This window comes from Kitasatospora sp. NPDC048722 (assembly GCF_040650235.1).
Taxonomy (GTDB): domain Bacteria; phylum Actinomycetota; class Actinomycetes; order Streptomycetales; family Streptomycetaceae; genus Kitasatospora.
Genome location: NZ_JBEZGX010000003.1, coordinates 14,049 through 31,290 on the forward strand (window position 1 = coordinate 14,049; position 17,242 = coordinate 31,290).

At 74.5% G+C, this 17,242-nt stretch carries 15 protein-coding genes; 9 read left to right on the forward strand and 6 right to left on the reverse strand.

Annotated elements, in window-relative coordinates:
- Positions 1 to 7: 7 nt before the first annotated feature.
- The 5 genes from AB0C76_RS03425 (at position 8) to AB0C76_RS03445 (ending at position 6,610) form a co-directional block, all read left to right on the forward strand.
- Positions 8 to 1,324, forward strand: a complete 1,317-nt coding sequence (locus AB0C76_RS03425; RefSeq protein WP_359958971.1) for an alanine racemase — start codon at positions 8 to 10, stop codon at positions 1,322 to 1,324.
- Entirely contained in the window at positions 1,324 to 2,979 is a 1,656-nt protein-coding gene (locus AB0C76_RS03430) for a D-aminoacylase (RefSeq protein ID WP_359958974.1), read from the forward strand. The genes AB0C76_RS03425 and AB0C76_RS03430 overlap by 1 nt, the downstream gene beginning before the upstream one ends.
- An 8-nt stretch (positions 2,980 to 2,987) precedes the next feature.
- A complete protein-coding gene (locus tag AB0C76_RS03435) occupies positions 2,988 to 3,623 on the forward strand; it encodes a bifunctional 4-hydroxy-2-oxoglutarate aldolase/2-dehydro-3-deoxy-phosphogluconate aldolase (protein WP_359958977.1) in 636 nt (211 codons plus the stop codon).
- Between the two features lie 136 nt (positions 3,624 to 3,759).
- The gene (locus AB0C76_RS03440; protein ID WP_359958980.1) at positions 3,760 to 5,337 is read left to right on the forward strand and encodes an alpha-amylase family glycosyl hydrolase; all 1,578 of its coding nucleotides are present in this window, start codon (positions 3,760 to 3,762) and stop codon (positions 5,335 to 5,337) included.
- A 199-nt stretch (positions 5,338 to 5,536) separates the two neighbouring features.
- Positions 5,537 to 6,610 carry a hypothetical protein gene (locus tag AB0C76_RS03445; RefSeq protein ID WP_359958983.1) on the forward strand — a complete coding sequence of 358 codons (1,074 nt, stop codon included), beginning with the start codon at positions 5,537 to 5,539 and terminating at the stop codon, positions 6,608 to 6,610.
- A gap of 214 nt (positions 6,611 to 6,824) precedes the next feature.
- Here AB0C76_RS03445 and AB0C76_RS03450 read toward each other — a convergent pair whose 3' ends face one another.
- The 3 genes from AB0C76_RS03450 to AB0C76_RS03460 are packed head-to-tail and all read right to left on the reverse strand — an operon-like array spanning position 6,825 to position 8,308.
- Complete coding sequence (locus AB0C76_RS03450) at positions 6,825 to 7,556, reverse strand: (2Fe-2S)-binding protein (protein ID WP_359958986.1); 732 nt, start codon at positions 7,554 to 7,556, stop codon at positions 6,825 to 6,827.
- Positions 7,553 to 7,699: a hypothetical protein gene (locus AB0C76_RS03455; protein ID WP_359958988.1), complete on the reverse strand. Its 147-nt coding sequence runs from the start codon at positions 7,697 to 7,699 to the stop codon at positions 7,553 to 7,555. The genes AB0C76_RS03450 and AB0C76_RS03455 overlap by 4 nt, the downstream gene beginning before the upstream one ends.
- A gap of 39 nt (positions 7,700 to 7,738) precedes the next feature.
- Positions 7,739 to 8,308: a hypothetical protein gene (locus AB0C76_RS03460; RefSeq protein ID WP_359958991.1), complete on the reverse strand. Its 570-nt coding sequence runs from the start codon at positions 8,306 to 8,308 to the stop codon at positions 7,739 to 7,741.
- A gap of 165 nt (positions 8,309 to 8,473) precedes the next feature.
- On the opposite strand from AB0C76_RS03460, the gene AB0C76_RS03465 reads away from it, so the two are divergent.
- Positions 8,474 to 9,667 carry an ATP-binding protein gene (locus AB0C76_RS03465; RefSeq protein ID WP_359958994.1) on the forward strand — a complete coding sequence of 398 codons (1,194 nt, stop codon included), beginning with the start codon at positions 8,474 to 8,476 and terminating at the stop codon, positions 9,665 to 9,667.
- Positions 9,668 to 9,804: 137 nt separating this feature from the next.
- Here AB0C76_RS03465 and AB0C76_RS03470 read toward each other — a convergent pair whose 3' ends face one another.
- On the reverse strand, positions 9,805 to 11,388 hold the full coding sequence (locus AB0C76_RS03470) for a metallophosphoesterase family protein (RefSeq protein ID WP_359958997.1): 1,584 nt from the start codon (positions 11,386 to 11,388) through the stop codon (positions 9,805 to 9,807).
- Positions 11,389 to 11,487: 99 nt separating this feature from the next.
- Between AB0C76_RS03470 and AB0C76_RS03475 the strand changes: the two genes are divergently transcribed.
- Positions 11,488 to 12,171, forward strand: a complete 684-nt coding sequence (locus tag AB0C76_RS03475; protein ID WP_359959000.1) for a response regulator transcription factor — start codon at positions 11,488 to 11,490, stop codon at positions 12,169 to 12,171.
- A gap of 408 nt (positions 12,172 to 12,579) precedes the next feature.
- Here the strand turns inward: AB0C76_RS03475 and AB0C76_RS03480 are convergent, their stop codons facing one another.
- On the reverse strand, positions 12,580 to 14,244 hold the full coding sequence (locus AB0C76_RS03480) for a peptide-N4-asparagine amidase (protein ID WP_359959003.1): 1,665 nt from the start codon (positions 14,242 to 14,244) through the stop codon (positions 12,580 to 12,582).
- 116 nt (positions 14,245 to 14,360) lie between these two features.
- The gene (locus tag AB0C76_RS03485; protein ID WP_359959006.1) at positions 14,361 to 15,293 is read right to left on the reverse strand and encodes a LysR family transcriptional regulator; all 933 of its coding nucleotides are present in this window, start codon (positions 15,291 to 15,293) and stop codon (positions 14,361 to 14,363) included.
- 113 nt (positions 15,294 to 15,406) lie between these two features.
- On the opposite strand from AB0C76_RS03485, the gene AB0C76_RS03490 reads away from it, so the two are divergent.
- Together AB0C76_RS03490 and AB0C76_RS03495 are read left to right on the forward strand one after the other, a co-directional pair.
- Complete coding sequence (locus tag AB0C76_RS03490; protein WP_359959009.1) at positions 15,407 to 16,348, forward strand: pseudouridine-5'-phosphate glycosidase; 942 nt, start codon at positions 15,407 to 15,409, stop codon at positions 16,346 to 16,348.
- Positions 16,349 to 16,351: 3 nt separating this feature from the next.
- Positions 16,352 to 17,224 carry a PfkB family carbohydrate kinase gene (locus AB0C76_RS03495; RefSeq protein WP_359959012.1) on the forward strand — a complete coding sequence of 291 codons (873 nt, stop codon included), beginning with the start codon at positions 16,352 to 16,354 and terminating at the stop codon, positions 17,222 to 17,224.
- Positions 17,225 to 17,242: the final 18 nt, after the last annotated feature.

The window sequence follows — 17,242 nt, forward strand, 5'->3', positions numbered from 1 at the left end:
GAAGACAGTGGGGCAGACCTTCGCACGCGGCGCATTCGCCTGTGCCGGCAGCGGTCCCGGCATCGACGCCGCCGCCGTCGCGGCGCTCGCCGACGAGGTGCTGGACTGGCGGTTCAAGGCCGTCCCGGCCGACGGGCACGGTCGCACCGTCCGGGACTGGCTGGCCGCCGGGCCCACCCTGAGCGGGCTCGGCACCCCGCTGCTCACCCTCGACGCCGCCGCGCTCGACCACAACCTGCGCACCATGGCCGACTGGTGCGCCGAGGCCGGCGTCGCCCTCGCCCCGCACGGCAAGACCACGATGGCGCCCGCCCTCTGGAAGGCGCAGCTGGACACCGGCAGCCACGGCATCACCCTCGCCAACCTGCCCCAGGTCCGCGTCGCCCGCGCCTTCGGCGTCCAGCGGATCCTGCTCGCCAACACCCTGCTCGACCCGGCCGGGCTGCGCTGGCTCGCCGCCGAACTCGACGCCGACCCCGAGTTCGGCTTCGTCTCCTGGGTGGACGGCGTCGAGAGCGTCCTGCTGATGGACGAGGCGCTGCGCGCCGCCGGGGCCGCGCGGCCCGTCGAGGTGCTCGTCGAACTCGGCGGCCCCGGCGGACGGACCGGCGCCCGCGGCGTCGACGCGGCCGTCGAGGTCGCCGCCGCCGTCCTGCGCGCCCCGACACTTCGGCTGGCGGGCGTCGGCGGGTACGAGGGAGCGCTCGCCCACGACGCGACGGCCGAGAAGCTCGCCACCGTCCGCGGCTACCTGAAGGCGCTCGCCGAACTGCACGGACGGCTCGCCCGTGCCTACCCCGACGACGCGCCGCCGATCGTCTCGGCCGGCGGCAGCGCCTACTTCGACCTGGTGGTCGAGGAGTTGGCCGCGCTGCCGGACGCGCTCACCGTGCTGCGCTCGGGTGCCTACCTCGCGCACGACGACGGCTTCTACCGCGGCATCTCGCCGCTCGTCCGGGGCGCCGGGGACGCGCCCTTCCGGGGTGCCCTGCACGGCTGGGCACGCGTGGTCTCCCGGCCCGAGCCGCAACTCGCCCTCCTGGACGCCGGAAAGCGCGACCTGCCCTTCGACGAGGGCATGCCGGAGCCGCAACTCGTACGCGGAGGCGCCGGGTTGACCGGCACGGCGGCCCGGATCACCGCGCTCAACGACCAGCACGCGTTCCTGCGGGACGCCGGCGACCTCGCACCCGTCGGTGCGGTGCTGCGCCTCGGGGTCTCGCACCCGTGCACCGCGTTCGACAAGTGGACCGCCATCCCCGTGCTGGACTCCGCGGACGCGGCCGAGCCCAAGGTCACCGGGCTGGTCAGGACGTTCTTCTGATGAGCCGGGGCGAGGGCGGCGATCCGGGCGGGGCGGTCGTCTTCCGGGGCGCGACCGTCGTCGACGGCACCGGCGCGGAGCGCTACCGGGCCGACGTCCGGATCGCCGGCGGGCTGATCACCGGGGTCGGGGCCGGGCCGGACGGCGGGATCGGGGCCGGGCCGGACGGCGGGCGCGCCGTGGACGCCGACGGGCTCGTCCTCGCCCCCGGGTTCATCGACATGCACGCCCACTCCGACCTCGCCCTGCTGCTCGAACCCGAGCACCCGGCCAAGGTCACCCAGGGCGTCACCTGCGAGGTCCTCGGCCAGGACGGACTGTCGTACGCCCCGGTGGACGACACCACCCTGCCCGCACTGCGCCGCCAACTCGCGGGCTGGAACGGCGATCCGGCGGACCTCGAGTGGGACTGGCGGGACATCGGCGGCTACCTGGACCGCCTCGACCGCACCCGGGTCGCCGTCAACGCCTGCTATCTCGTCCCGCACGGATCGCTGCGCATGCTCGCCATGGGCTGGGCCGATCGCAGGCCGACCCCGCTCGAACTCGACCGGATGCGCCAGGAGTTGGCGCGCGGGCTGCTGGCCGGGGCGGTCGGCATGTCCAGCGGGCTGAGCTACACGCCCGGGATGTACGCGGACACCGCCGAGCTGACCGACCTGTGCACGGTGGTCGCGGCCTACGGCGGTTTCCACGCGCCGCACCAACGCTCCTACGGCGCCGGTGCGTTGGAGGGGTACGCGGAGATGGTGGAGATCTCCCGGCGGAGCGGCTGCGGGCTGCACCTGACCCACGCGACGATGAACTTCGGCGTCAACGCGGGCCGGGCCGGGGAACTGCTGGACCTCCTGGACGCGGCGCTCGCCGACGGCGTGGACCTCACCCTGGACAGCTATCCGTACCTGCCGGGATCAACCACCCTGGCCGCCCTGCTGCCGAGTTGGGCCACCGAGGGCGGCCCGGCCGCGACCCTCGCCCGGCTTGCCGACCCGGCGGCGTGCGAGCGGATCCGGCACGCGGTGCAGGAGGCGGGCAGCGACGGCTGCCACGGGGTGGTCGCGGACTGGACGACGATCCAGGTCTCGGGCGTCCGCTCGGTCGAACTGGCGGGTGCGGTCGGGCGGACGGTCGCCGAGCTCGCCGCCGAACGGGGGAGCGGCGGCGCGGACGTCTTCCTCGACCTGCTGCGGCGGGACGAACTGGCCACGACGATCCTCCAGCACGTCGGCCACGAGGAGAACGTCCGGGCGATCATGAGCCACCCCGCGCACACCGCGGGCAGCGACGGGCTGCTCGTCGGCGCCCGTCCGCACCCGCGTGCCTGGGGTACGTTCCCGCGCTACCTCGGCCACTACAGCCGGGAGTTGGGCGTGCTCACGCTGGAGGAGGCGGTGGCCCGGATGACCGGGCGGCCCGCCGCCCGGCTCGGACTGCACCGGCGCGGCCGGATCGCGCCCGGGTACCACGCGGACCTGGTGCTCTTCGACCCCGGGCGGGTCCGCGACGCCGCCACCTTCGAGCGGCCCCGGCTGCGGGCCGAGGGCATCGAGCACGTCTACGTCAACGGCACCGCCGTCGTCCGGCAGGGCCGCACCACGGGCGCCAGGCCCGGGCGCGCCCTGCGCCGTACCGATCGAGGAACCCGAGCCCTGTGACGTCCTCCGTGCCATCCCCTGCCGGTCTGGCGGCCCTTGCCGCCCTCCAGGGCGACCGGGTCCTCGCCGTGGTCCGCGCGCCGCGGATCCCGGACGCCGCCGCACTGTGCGCCGCGCTGGCCGATGGTGGCATCACCTGGACCGAATTCACCTATACGACACCAGATGTGACGGAATGTCTGGCCACTGCCTCGAAGGCCGGGTGGCGGGTCGGAGTGGGGACCGTCCTGACCTCCGAGCAGGCCGAGCGCGGGGTCGCGGCCGGGGCGTCCTTCCTCGTCACCCCCGGCTGCCGGCCCGAGGTGGCCGCCGCCGCGCACGCCGCCGGGGTGCCGGTGGTGCTCGGCGCGCTCACCCCGACCGAGGTGGCCCGCGCGGTCGACCTGGGCGCGGCGGCCGTCAAGATCTTCCCGGCGAAGGCGTTCGGGCCCGGCTACTTCAAGGACCTGCACGGCCCCTACCCGGACGTCCCGCTGGTCGCCTCGGGCGGGGTGAACGCGGGCAACGCCGCCGCGTTCCTCGCCCACGGCGCGTTCGCGGTCTGCGCGGGCACGGACGTGGTGCCGCCGGACGCCGTCGCGGCGGGGGACTGGGCGGAGATCACACGCCGGGCCCGGGCGTTCACGCAGGCGTGCGGACGGTAGGGCGGGGCGCGCGTCGGCGTCGCCGCCGGAGGTCCCGCCGCGACGGCGGCGCGCTGGTGCGGCGCACTGTCGGGGCGGGCGGGATTGCGCGAGAATCGGTGGATCCGGCACCGGACCCGGCAGGAGGACCCAGCCCATGACCTCGACCCGCCCCGGCCCCGACTGGCTGGCCGACGCCGTCCTCTACCAGATCTACCCCCAGAGCTTCGCCGACTCCGACGGCGACGGCATCGGTGACTTCGGCGGCATCGCCGAGCACCTCGACCACCTCTCCTGGCTCGGCGTCGACACGGTCTGGCTCAACCCCTGCTTCGCCTCGCCGTTCCGCGACGCCGGCTACGACATCACCGACTACTTCACCCCCGCCCCGCGCTACGGCAGCACCGACGGACTGGTCGCGCTGGTCGAGGCCGCGCGCCGCAAGGGCATCCGGATCCTGTTCGACCTGGTCGCCGGCCACACCTCCGACCGCCACCCCTGGTTCCTGGCCGCCGCCGACGACCCGGCCGACCACCGCTACATCTGGTCCGACCGGCAGGCGGACGGCTTCGTCGCCTCGCCCGGCAGCCGTCCGGGCTTCTACCGGCCGAACTTCTTCGACTGCCAGCCAGCCCTCAACTTCGGCTACGCGCGCCCGAGTTCCGACGAACCCTGGCGCCAGCCGGTGGACGCGGACGGGCCCCGCGCCAACCGCGCGGCGCTGCGCGACATCATGTCCCACTGGCTCGGCCTCGGCGTGGCCGGTTTCCGCGTCGACATGGCGTACTCGCTCGTCAAGGACGACCCGGACCGGACCGAGACCGGGAAGCTCTGGACCGGCGTGCGCGACTGGCTCGACCGCACCCACCCGCAGGCCGCCCTGTTCGCCGAGTGGGGCGACCCGGCCGCCGCCCTCTCGGCCGGTTTCCACGCCGACTTCTTCCTCCACTTCGGCGGTGCCGACCGCGGCCTCCCGCTGCGTTCCCTCTGGAACAACAACGGCGGCACGGTCGAGGAGTTCTGGCACCAGGACGCGTGCTACTTCGAGGCCGACGGCCGCGGCACGCCGCAGGTCTTCCTCGACGCGTGGCGCTCGGCCGCCGAACTCACCGAGGACAGCGGCCACATCGTGCTGCCCACCGCCAACCACGACTTCTCCCGCCTCGCGGCCGGTCCGCGCACCGCCGAGGAACTGCCCGCCGCCTTCGCGTTCCTGCTCACCTGGCCGACCCTGCCCGCCGTCTACTACGGCGACGAGATCGGCATGCGGTACGTGCCGGGCCTGCCCGACACCGAGGGCAGCGTGCTCGGCCCGCGCTACAACCGGGCCGGCTCGCGCACCCCGATGCAGTGGGCGCCCGGCCCGACGGCCGGCTTCTCCGCCGCCGCGCCCGAGCGGCTCTACCTGCCCGTCGACCCGGACCCGCACCGGCCCGACGTGCTCACCCAGCGCGCCGACCCGACGTCGCTGCTGCACACCGTCCGGCGGCTGATAGCGCTGCGGCGGGCGCACCCGGGGCTGGGCGCGTCGGGCGGGGTGGACGTGCGGAGCGGCGGGTACCCGCTGGTGTACACGCGGTCGGAGCGGTACCTGGTGGCCGTCAATCCTCGGCGGGAGCCGGGGGCGGTGCCGCTGGGGGAGGCCGTCAGGGCGCTGGACGTCCAGGGCGTGCGGGTCGTGGACGGGGAACTGCGGGCGGACGGGTTCGGGTACGGGGTGTTCGAGCTGGTGTGAGGCCGGGCGAGGAGGCGCGGGCGAGGAGGGGGCGCTTCCGATCGGTGTCAGATGGTTGTAGGCTACATCCACAGATGGTTGCATTTACCACCTTCATTGGGTGTATTTGCCATCCATGCCCCAAGTGGCACAGCGCCACGGCGCCACGTTGTCGCGGCGCCACAGTGTCACCGCGTCATCGGAGGACGGTACGAACGCCATGAGCAGCACATCCCGGAACCCCGCCGCAGCGCCCGCCCTGGGGCACTCGCTCAAGCACCTCGCCGTCCACCTGATCACCCCGCTGCTGATGTGCCTCGGTATGGCGCTCGCCTATCAGGGTGCCTTCCACCAGCCCGAGCCGCACCACCTCAAGGTCGCCGTCGTCGGCACCACCCCGCAGACGCAGGGCCTCGCGCAGGCGATCCGCGCGAAGGCCGGAGACGCCCTCGACGTCCGCGCGCTGCCCGACCGCGCCACCGCCGAGCAGCAGCTCAGGGACCGCGACCTGGTCGGCGCGTTCGTGCCGGACGCCCGCAGCCCCGAACTGATCGTCGCCAAGGGCAACTCGGACACCTCGGTCGTCGCCGCCACGGCGGTCTTCACCGGCGTCACCGACCGGCAAGGCCTGCCGCTGCGCGTCACCGACCTCACGACGCCCGCCAAGGGCGACCCGACCGGCCAGGGACTGTTCTTCCTCCTGGTCGCGCTGAGCATCGGCTCGTACGCGAGCGTCGCCGTGATCGGCGCGGCTGGCGCGGCGCTGGGCATGCGGATCCGGGCGCTCGTCGGCCTCGCGGTCTCGCTCGTCGTGAGCGTGATCGGGATCGTCACCGCAGGCCCGGTGTTCCACGTCGTCGACCACGACGCGACGGCGGTGTGGGCGCTCGGCTGGCTCTACTCGGCGGGCGTGGTCTTCATCGGGACCGGTCTGCACACCTTCCTGAAGAAGTGGACCACGCTCACGATGATGGTCCTGTTCGTGATGCTCAACTTCACGACTTCCGGCGGCATCTACCGCCCCGAGCTGCAGAACGGCTTCTTCGGCACCCTGCACGGCTTCTGGACCGGAGCCGGCTTCCTGGAGGGGGCGCGCAGCATCCTCTACTTCGACGGCGGGGCCGGCCTCGGCGGGCACGTGCTGACCCTCGCGGTCTGGCTCCTGCTCGGCGGGGTGGTCATGGCGGCCGCGGCGGTGTACGAGCGGCGCGGGCGCCGTCCCCTGGAGGCCGCGCGGGGCGAGGCAGCGGACGTCGAGGCCGAGGAGGAGATGGAGGAGGCGGTCGCGGTCTGACCGCCGACGGATGAGGACTCCCCCGGCGCCAGGGCATCGGCACCGGGCGGGGGATCGACGGCCCGCGCCCGGCCCTGGACAAGCCGGACGCGGGTCGCTGCGCTCCGGCCGGAACGGGCGCGACCGTCTCAGGGCTCCGAGGGGCTTCCGGGGCTTCTCGGGGGCTTCGGGGGCTTGGGGGGCTTGGGGGTTCGGGCTTCCGGGCTTCCGGGCCTCAGGGCTTCCTGGCGGACGGCGGGCGGGTGAAGCAGCAGTCCCCGCACACGCCGGCGCCCGGGCCCACGCGGTAGTACAGGCAGCAGCTTCGGCGCCCGAACGCCGTGCCGTGCGGGCCCGTGCGGAGCGTGCCCGTTCCGGTGAGGGGCGGCTGGTCCAGCAGCTCGGCGACCAACGTGCGGGCGGCGTCCGGGGCGTGACCGTCCAGGACGCGCAGGGTGCCGGCGAGGGCGGACGCGGAATTGCCGAGCAGCAATCGGGCGGAGAGCGGGACGACGGCGCGGACGGCAGCGGCGAGGGGATCCAACTGGCCTGTGAGGACGGCCTTGTGAAGCTGCTCGACGAGGGGCCCGGTGACCGGCGGGCCCTGCGGTGTCCGTTGCGGCGTCCACAGGTCTATCGGGCCCTGGTCGGGGATCCGCATCCATGCCTCCTCCAGTGACGGCACCGCCCCGAGCAGGACGGCCGCGCCCACGCCCACCGACCAGAACCGCGCGGCCAGGCCCAGGTGCAGGATCGACGCGGCGACGCGGAGCTCGGCGGTGCCGAGCCGCTGCGCCACGACGTGCACCCGCGCCGCCAGCGGCCCGTCCGGCCCGCCGTCGTACAGCTCGCGAAGCGGCCGGTAGCCCGGCGGCGGGGTGTCGTCGGCGGAGCTGGCCGTGCCGAGGGCGAAGTACGGGCCGACGGCGGCGAGCCGGCGGAGGTCGGCGGCGGGCACGGGGTTCACCGGCCATCCCCTGCGTGGTCGGTGAACCCCGCGCCCTGGTCGGAGGGTTCGGGGTGTTCGGCGCGTGCGGCGTGCTCGGCGCGTACGGGGTGTGCGGCACGTTCGCCGTGCCGGTCGCCGGACGGGGTGGTGCGGGCGGTCATCGGGCGGGCCTCCGAGCTCGGTCGGGCGGCCCGGCGGGCTCAGCCCCGCACGGTGAAGCCGCCGCTGGTGGTGGGGAGGAACGCTACCGTGCCCCGGCGGTCGGACACCGGCGCGCCGAACATGCCCCACGCCCAGCCGACCCGGCCCGAGTGCCGCCCGTTCCCCTGTGCGGTGAGCGCCACCTTCGCGCCCACCGGCGTTCGGCCCGGGAACCAGGGCGCCTCACCGCTGGTCACCACACCGGTCGTGATCGCCTCGCGGCCGCGGACGCCCAGACAGGTGATGTCGCCCGAGAAGTCGGCGACCAGCCGGCCGTCGGTGTGGACGCGGGTGACGTGGAAGTGCCCGCGGGTGGTGCGAGGGTCGGTGTTGACGTCGGCGCGGGCGTCCACCTCGATCCGCCCGGCGTCGCCCTCGAAGCCGGTGAACGCGGTGGTCAGGACGGTCCCGGCGGCGCCGCGGACGCTGACCGGCCCGAATCCGTCGGAGCGGTCGTCGGAGCGGTCGTCGGAGGGCGCATCGGCGGTGGCGCTGGCGGGCACGGCGGCGGTGATCGTCGCGGCCAGGAGGCAGAAGGCGGCTGCGGCGGTGGCGAGGCGGCGGTTCATGCTCCGTCCTCCTGCGGGTGGGGTGCGGCGGCAGGTGCGTCGGGAACCACTCTGCTCGTGGCGGGCCCGCCAAACCTCCCGCTGTGGAGTGGAGTTGCCTCCTTCGGTAGGAGGAGGCCGTATCCCCGGGTATCCCCCGGGGGAGCTGCCCGTAGGCTCGCGTGTGTGCGTACCGATCTCCCAGCCGGCGTCGGCCGGTTCCGTCGTGTGCCGGCTCTGCTGGCCGGGGCGGCCCTGCTGCTGCCCGCCGTGCCGGCGCACCCGGGTGAGCACGGGGCGGCGCTGCTCGTCGCCCTGATGGCGGCGGTGGTGACGGTGACCGCGCTGCTTCCGTGGCCTGCCGGGCGGATCGCGCTCGCGGCCGGTGCGGGGGCCGCGGCCGGCCTGTCACTGCTGCTCGACGTCGGGTACTCCGGGCCGTACCGACTGCCCGCGTTCTGGCTGCCGTTCGAGTGGATCGCGCTGCTCGCGGTGCTGTTCCGGGTCGTGCGACGGGTGCCGGGGCGGCTGGTCGGCATGGTCGGTGCGGTGGTCGGGTGCGCGGCTGCGCTCCTGCCGCTGCGCTTCACCCTGCGGATGCCGCACGGAAGTTGGGCTGGGTCGCTGATCGCGCTTCTGCTGGCGCTGCTGCCCGCCCTCGGCGTGGCCGGGGCCGCCCTCTACCTGCGCGTGCTGGACGCCCGGCGTGAGCGCGCCGTCGGCCGGGCCCGCCGCGAGCAGCGGCTCGAAGTCGCCCGCGGGCTCCACGACTTCGTCGCCCACGAGATCACCGGGATCGTGTTGGAGGCGCAGGCGGGCCAACTCGGGCCGCAGGACGGGGAGGAGACGGCGGCCCTGCTGCGGCGCCTGGAGGAGGCGGGCCTGCGGGCCCTCGACTCGATGGACGAGATGGTCGGCGCGCTGCGCGACCCGCAGTCCGACGAGGCCGTCCGGGAAACGCGCCGGTACGGGCCGGCCGACCTGCCTGAACTGGTCGCGCGCTTCGAGGCGGCGGGGGGCACACGCGCCACCGTTCACCTGCCGCCGGACCCGGGTGCCCTGCTGGCGGCCGAGGCCGGGGCCACCGTGTATGCCGTCGTGCTGGAGGCGCTGACGAACGTCCGTCGGCACGCGCCGGAGGCGGGTGCGGTGGTGGTTCGGGTGAGTGCCGCGATGGGGGCGGAGGTCGAGGTCTCCGTGACGAATGACGGTGGCCCTCCTGCGCGGCGGGGTCGCAGGCTTCTGCGCCGCCGCCCCGGCGCGGGCGGCACCGGACTGGTCGGCCTCACGGCGCGGGTCGCCGCCCACGGCGGGACGCTCACGGCCGGGCCGCACGGCCCGGGTGGCTGGCGCGTCGTGTGCACGCTGCCGGGGCGGTAGCGGGGCGTCTGTTGCTGGTGGAAGGCGGCGACGGGCGACGACGGACAGCTGGTGGCGAACAGATGACAGATGATGAAAGTTGTCATCTGTCATCTGTTCGCCGCCAGTCGGTCGGCCTGGCCCCCGCCCCGGCTCCGTCAGAGCTCTCGCCCGCCGCCGCGGGAGCCACGCGGGCGGGTGAGCGTGAAGCGGTCGACGGGGACGAGGTCGCCGTACGGGCCGCTGACGGAGTAGTAGGTGACGTCGATGCTGGTGTCGCCGCCGCGCTCGCCCGGGTCGACCTCGAACGCCGCGAAGCCGTAGGGGTTGTCGGCGTCGCGGAAGGCGGACCACGGCGCGTCCTCGATCACGTACACCGGCGGGCGCTTGCCGGTGGCGGGGTCGACCGCGCCGACGCCGGTGATGACGCGGGCCTTGGCCGGGCTGAAGAACAGGTGGTTCGAGGGGGCGGAGGTGCCGCCGCCGCCGACGACCATGTGGACGGTGCCCCGGGTGGTGTCGATCGTCCCGGTGTCGGTCGACACCGGGATCGGCGTGCGGGTGTCGGTGGGCTGCTGGCCGCGGATCGGGTGCGAGCGCTCGTAGTGGTGCTCGTGGCCGCACACGACGAGGTCGACGCCGTACCGGTCGAACAGCGGTACCCAGGACTCGCGGATGCCGAGGTCGGCGCCGTTGAACTTGTCGGCGGTGGAGATCACCACCTGGTGCATGCAGACGACGATCCAGTCGATCTCCGGGTCGGCGTCGGCAGCGGCCAACTCCCTTTCCAGCCAGCGCTGCTGGGCTCCGCCGGAGTAGCCGTGGACGTAGGAGTTGCCGGCGTCCTGGTAGGCGACGTCGTCGTTGTTGAGGCTGATGACGCGCACCGCGCCCGCCGTGAACGCGTACCAGAGGCCGCGCAGTTCGTCGTCTGCGCCGGAGGACGGCAGGTCGAAGTAGGCCTGGTAGGCGCCGTAGCCGATCGGGCCGTTGCCCTTCTCGTTCTCGTGGTTGCCGGCCGCCGGCATCCAGGGGCGGTGGCGCGCGGAGCGGGAGTTGTTCTCGAACCAGTCGGACCACGTGCGGACGCGGTCGGTGGCCAGGTTGGCGTAGCAGAGGTCGCCGTTGACCAGGTGGAACAGCGGGGCGACGCGCTCGACCCCGGCGGTGGTGTCGCCGGCGGCGAGGCTGCCGAGGTTGTCGTTGGCCCAGCCGTTCGCGGTCCGCCTGCCGAGGGTGGGGGTGCCCTGGTCGCCGAAGCTGGTGAAGGTGAAGGCGGCCCGCCCGCGCGGTGCGGTGCGGACGGTGCCGAGCTCCGGGGTGGTGCCGTCGTGGACGGCCGCGTACACGTAGTCCGTGTCGGGGCGCAGGCCGCTCAGCCGGGCGTGGTGGACCTGGACCTCGGTGCCGGACTGGGCGTCGCGGTAGGCGGTGGTCGACGCGTCCTCGCTGCGCCCGAATTCACCGTGCGAAGTGCCGTACATGACGCGGGGGTTGGCGACGGACGTGGTGGTGTGCCAGGACACCACGACCTCGCGCGAGGCGTCCGCGCCGAACTGGAGGTGCAGGCCAGCGACGCGCGGCGCACCGGAGCGGTCCGGCCGTTCCCACAGCAGTGGGGAGGCCGCGGCCGGGGTCGCGGCCACGCCGGAGAGGGACACGGCGCCGCCGAGTCCGAGGCCGGTGGCGCCGGCCAGGAGACCGCGCCTGCTGACGGGGGGACGTCCACTGGATGCGTTCATGCCCGCCAGCCTGACGGTCCGCAGGTGAACCGCGCCGGGTTTCCGACGTGAACACTCCGGCCCGTCCGGGAACGGCACCCGCGTGGGAGACTGCCGGGCGTGACGAGTACGAACGGGGCTCCGGGGGAGCGGGTCATCCGGACGCTGATCGCGGACGACCAGGAGGCGGTCCGGCGCGGGGTGCGGCGGATCCTGGAGGCGCAGCCGGACATCGAGGTCGTGGGGGAGGCGGCGGACGGGGTCGCGGCCGTCGAACTGGCCGCGCGGCTGCGGCCGGACGTGGCGCTGGTGGACGTCCGGATGCCGCGCATGGACGGGCTGGAGGTGACCCGGCGGCTCGCGGGGTCCGTGCACGTCGTGGTGCTGACCACCTTCGACCTGGACGAATACGTCTACCCGGCGCTGCAGTTCGGCGCGTCCGGGTTCCTGCTGAAGCGCTCGGGGCCGGCGCTGCTCGCGGAGGCGGTGCGGGCGGCGGCCGGGGGCGAGAGCCTGATCAGTCCGTCGGTCACGGTGCGGCTGCTCAGGCACGTGACGGCGCCGCGCCGCGGTGCCGGCCGCCCGGCGCCCGTGGTGGCGCTGACGGAGCGCGAGGTGGAGATCGCCGGGCAGGTCGCGGCGGGGCGGACGAACGCGGACATCGCCGCGGAGCTGTTCATCTCGGCCGGGACGGTGAAGACGCACGTGGCCAGCATCCAGCGGAAGCTGGGGGTGCGGAACCGGGTGGGCATCGCGGTGCACGCCTGGGAGATGGGGTTCGCGGTGCCCGGCCGGTCGGGGTGAGTTGGCCTGGGTGAGCCAGCGGGGGTGAGTCAGCAGGGGTGAGCCAGCGGGGGTGAGCCAGCGGGGGTGAGTCAGCAGGGGTGAGCCAGCAGGGGTGAGTCAGCGGGCGTGAGCCAGCGGGCGTGAAAGATGCGGTCCACGGAGCCGAGGGGCTGCTCCGTGGACGCGCGGAACCTGCGAGGCGGAGGGGCGGCCTCCGGACGTGGTGTCCTCCGGCCGTGGAGTTCGATCGTCGACCGAGGTAGTTAACAGCGGCAGACCCTGATCCGTCTCGATCTGTCGCCACTGCCTCCTGCGGTCGAACTTCCTCGTCTACCTCGCAGGTCCATTTCTCATGATGCGCTTCTCCGGCGCCGTGCGCCAGGGTTTTTTCGCCCGAATTCGGACGATTTTCGCGGCGGGTGACCGCTACGACACGGGCCAGCCGTCCACTGTGGTGATCGTGCGCCGGTACGGCCCGTCGGGCCCGGTGCTGCGGTAGTCCTCGGTGCTGCCTCCGGTGCGGACGGTGCGGTCGCCGTCGTGGCGGTGGGCGGTCGGGCGCAGCGTGTGGTCGACCGTGGCGACCGAGGTGACGTGGCCGCCGGTGGCCGCGGTGGCGACGCGGTGGTAGCCGAGGTCCATCGAGGTCACCTGGTCGGTGGTGCCGGCCGCGTCGTGGGTGAGGCGGTAGGTGACGGCGAGCGGTTCGGACTCGTGGACGGTGGTGGTGCGGTGCGGGCCGCCGCCCCAGGTGGCGGTGGAGCGGGTGAGGTCGGTGCCGTTGTGCAGGGCCACGTCGTTGCCGCCGTCGCGCAGTCGCTGGGCCGAGCTGAAGGAGAGGTCGTCGCGGACCTCGGTGGTGACGCGCCCGTGCGAGGTCTGCACCCAGCCGCGCGCGAGGTCGTGGCGTCCGGCGCCGACCGTCCAGTCGCCGCTGCCGCCGCCGTGGTCGGCGAGGGCGGTGGTGACGGCGGCCTCGGGGGCGACGCGGTACTCGGTGAGCTGCCCGGTGGTGCGGTCGGTGCCGTGGTCGGTGTCGGCGAAGAGGTTGACCTGGCCGGTCCAGGCGTCGTTGCTCTGCGCCTCGGCGGTGTTGACGGTGATCCCGACGCTGTGCGGGCGGCCGTCGAGGAGCAGGCCGACGTACGGGGTGAGGTCGAGCCGGTAGGCGGGCAGGTCGAAGGCGAAGAGGCTCGGGACGGGCCGCCACAGCAGCGGGTCCCAGCCGCCGGTGTAGATCACCGGATAGGGCCAGACGGCGCCGGCGACCCGGCCGTCCACGGTGAGCCGCAGTTCGCGGAACGGGCCCCTGCCGCACGCGCCGAGGCCCGGGTTGGCGCTGACGAAGGCGTCGGGCGCGGAGGCGTACGCGAACTCCTCGCAGGCGCCGCCGCCGCGGGTGTAGACCTCGGCGGTGAGGCGTTCGAGGTTCTGCGGGAAGGTGACGTCCCCGGTGGCGGTGGGGGCGGCCTGGGTGAGCGAGAACGGGCCGGTGGTGAGGAGCCGGTCCGCGGTGTGCGGGGCGGGCCAGCGGTCGGAGGTGGTGTAGAAGGTGAGGCTCGCCGAGATCCTGTAGACGCCGGTGTAGGTGGCGTCCGTGACGTTGGCGAGGTCGAAGGAGAACGGCTGCGGGCCGCCCGCGAACAGCGGCGCGTAGCGGGTCACGTCGTGCTCGACGTTCCAGCGGATGCCGTCCTTCGACGGCTCCGGCGTGGAGGACAGCAGCACCTGGACGCCGCCGATCCGCACGCTGAAGATCCGGTCGAACTGCCGCCCGGCGACCTGGCCGTGGAGGTCCAGCACGACGGCGGACCACGGCCCTGCGCAGTCGGCGGGCGGGGTGAGGGCGGCGTCGTACGGGGTGTCCGGCGGGTTGCCGTATCCGTTGCGGAACTCGCGCTCGTGCATGACCTCGACGGTGCACGAGCGGGTGTCGGGCCGGGTGAGCGGTTTCTCGGCGGTGTACGGGTCGTGGTAGCCGGAGCCGAAGTCGGCGTGTGCGGGGCCGGCGGCGGTGACGGCCGCGGTGAGGGTCAGGACGGCGGCGCCGAGTAAGCGGGCGGCGCGGCGGAGCAGGGGGCGGACGGCCAACGGGTGTCCTCGGGGCTCGGGTCGGGCGGCCCACGGCGTGGTGCCCGCGGGCCGGGTGGACGATCCGCGCATCCTTCCGGCGGTGGCATGTGACCGTCAAGGTGCCCGCGGGGCCGTCAAGGCGCATTCCGGCAAGGTCGGCCCCAGCGGTCCGCCTCCAGCGCCGCCGCCTCCTGCCGGATCAGGTCGCGCAGCGCCGCGAGCCGGGGCCGGCGGTCCTCGAGGCGCCACTGCATCTCCAGCGGCAGGGTGGCCCGGCCCTCCAGGCGGACGGTGGCGACGTCGCCGGTGAGGTGGCCGGTCATCGAGCCGGGGACGAGGGAGAACGCGCGGTTGCGGGCGAGCAGGTAGAGCCGGGAGCCGACGATGCGCGGCGGGCTGACCAGCACCGGCGGGTCCACGCCGCGGTCGGCGCACAGGCCGAGGACGTGGTCGTAGTAGCGCGGGTGCTGTTCGCGCGGCCACAGCAGCAGGGGCAGGTCGCGCAGTTCGGCGAGCCGGACGGCGTCCCGCCCGGCGAGCGGGTGGTCGCGCCCGAGCGCCACCCGGACCGGCTCGTCGGCGATCCGTTCCAGCCGGTAGCCGGGCACCTCGGCGAGGAAGCGGCCGAGGCCGATGTCGGCGAGTTCGGCGGCCAGGGTGGCGGACACCTGCCCGGTGTCGACGGCGAGTTCGGCCGCCACCAGCGCGGGCAGCTCCTGTTCGGCCCGGCTGATCACGGCCGGCAGGAGCCGGTTGACCACGCTCGGCGAGGCGACGATCCGGGCGGTGCCCAGCCGGGACTCCTCGTGCAGCCGCACCCGGGCCAGCAGCGACCCGGCCTGTTCGAGCAGCCGGGCGCTCTCGGCGGCCATCACCTCGCCGGCCTCGGTCAGGCGGACCGACCGACGGCTGCGGTCGAACAGCTCGACGCCGACCGTCCGCTCCAGCCGGGCGACCTCCTGGCTGACCGTCGGCTGCGAGACGTGCAGCCGCTCGGCGGCCCGGCCGAAGTGCAGCGTGTCGGCGACGGCGAGGAAGACCTCCAGCTGACGCAAGGTGAGACCCATAGTTCAAAGCCTATGGGAAGGGGCAGTACTCATTCTGGATCCCGATCCGAGCCGTCCGTACGCTGATCATCACCTTGCCCCGCCGCAGTGGCATGTCACAGAGAGCGTCCACCATGACCGGACTCACCACCCCCAGCCCCGAGGCCATCCGGGTCTCCGACGAGGTCGCCCGGGCGGTCGCCGGGGGCACGCCCGTCGTCGCCCTCGAATCGACCATCTTCACCCACGGCCTGCCGCGCCCCCGCAACCTCGCCGTGGCACTGGAGGCCGAGGAGCGGCTGCGGGAGGCGGGCGTCGTCCCGGCGACCATCGGCGTCCACGCGGGCGTGCCGACGGTGGGCCTGAGCACCGAGCAGATCACCGAACTGTCCGCCACCGACGGCATCGACAAGGTCAGCCTGCGCGACCTCCCGGTGGTCGCGGCGTTCGGCCGGCACGGCGGCACCACCGTCGCCGCCACCGCCTTCCTCGCCCACCGCGCGGGCGTCCGGGTGTTCTCCACCGGCGGCCTCGGCGGCGTGCACTTCGGCGCCTCCGAGAGCTTCGACGAGTCGGCCGACATGACCACGCTGGCCGCCACCCCGGTCACCGTCATCAGCGCCGGAGTGAAGTCGATCCTCGACATCCGGGCCACCCTGGAGCGCTTCGAGACCTTCAACATCCCGGTCATCGGCTACCGCACCACCAGGTACCCCGGCTTCTACGTCACCGACTCCGGCCACGAGATCACCTTCCGCGTCGACTCGCCCGAGGAGGCCGCCCGCGTCATCGACGCGCGCGACGGCCTCGACCTCCCGCAGGCCGTCCTGATCGCCAACCCGGTCGACCCCGCCAAGCAGCTCCCGCCGCAGGAGCTCGACGGCATCCTCGCCCGCGCCTGGGCCGAGGCCGACCGCCGGGGCGTCACCGGCAACGCGTCCACGCCGTTCCTGCTCGACTTCATCCAGCGCGACACGCAGGGCCGCAGCCTGGAGGTCAACGTCGAGGTCTACCGCGGCAACGTCCGCCTCGGCGGCGAGATCGCGACCGCGCTCGCCGCCGCGCGAAAGGCCTGAGCCGTGCTGGGGGTGCTCGGCGACCTCGTCGAGGACGTCGTCGTGTGGGTCGACGGCCCGCTGCGCCACGGCACCGACTCCGCCGCGCGGGTGTTCCGCCGGCGCGGCGGTAGCGCCGCCAACGTCGCGTGCTTCGCGGCCGGGCAGGTCCCGGCCCGCTTCATCGGCTGCGTCGGGGACGACCCGGTCGGCGACGGCGTCGTCGCCGAACTGACCGGCCACGGCGTGGACGTGCGCGTCGAGCGGCGCGGCCGGACCGGCAGCGTCGTGGTGCTCATCGACCGCGACGGCGAGCGCACCATGCTGCCGGACCGGGGCGCCGCCACACTGCTGGACCGCGTGCCGGACGCGTGGCTGGCCGGCCTGACCCACCTGCACGTGCCCGCCTACTCCTTCGACGGCGAGCCGGTCGGCAGGAGCGCCGTCGACGCGCTCGCCCGGGTGCGGCGGGCGGGCGGCACCACCTCGGTGGACGCCTCGTCGACGGGCATGCTGGAACAGTTCGGGCGCGAGCGGTTCCTGGGCCTGCTGGCCGAGCTGGCGCCGACCTTCGTGTTCGCCAACCGCTCCGAGTCCGCCTACCTCGGGCTGCTGGCCGACGGGACACCCGGGCCGGAACGGGCGCGCCTCGCCGCCACCACGGTCGTGACCAAGGCGGGCGCCGACGCGACCACCGTCGACGTGCCGGGCGAGCCGCCGTTCGCGGTGCCGGTGCCGCCGGTGGCCGACGTGCGCGACCTGACCGGCGCGGGGGACGCGTTCGCGGCGGGGTTCCTCGCCGGCTTCCTGGACGCCGGTGACCTCCACCTGGCCGCCGGGCTCGGACACCGCAGCGCGGCGCGCGTGCTCGCCTCGCCGGGGGCGTCGTTCGGCTGACGTCCTCGGGCGGTCCTG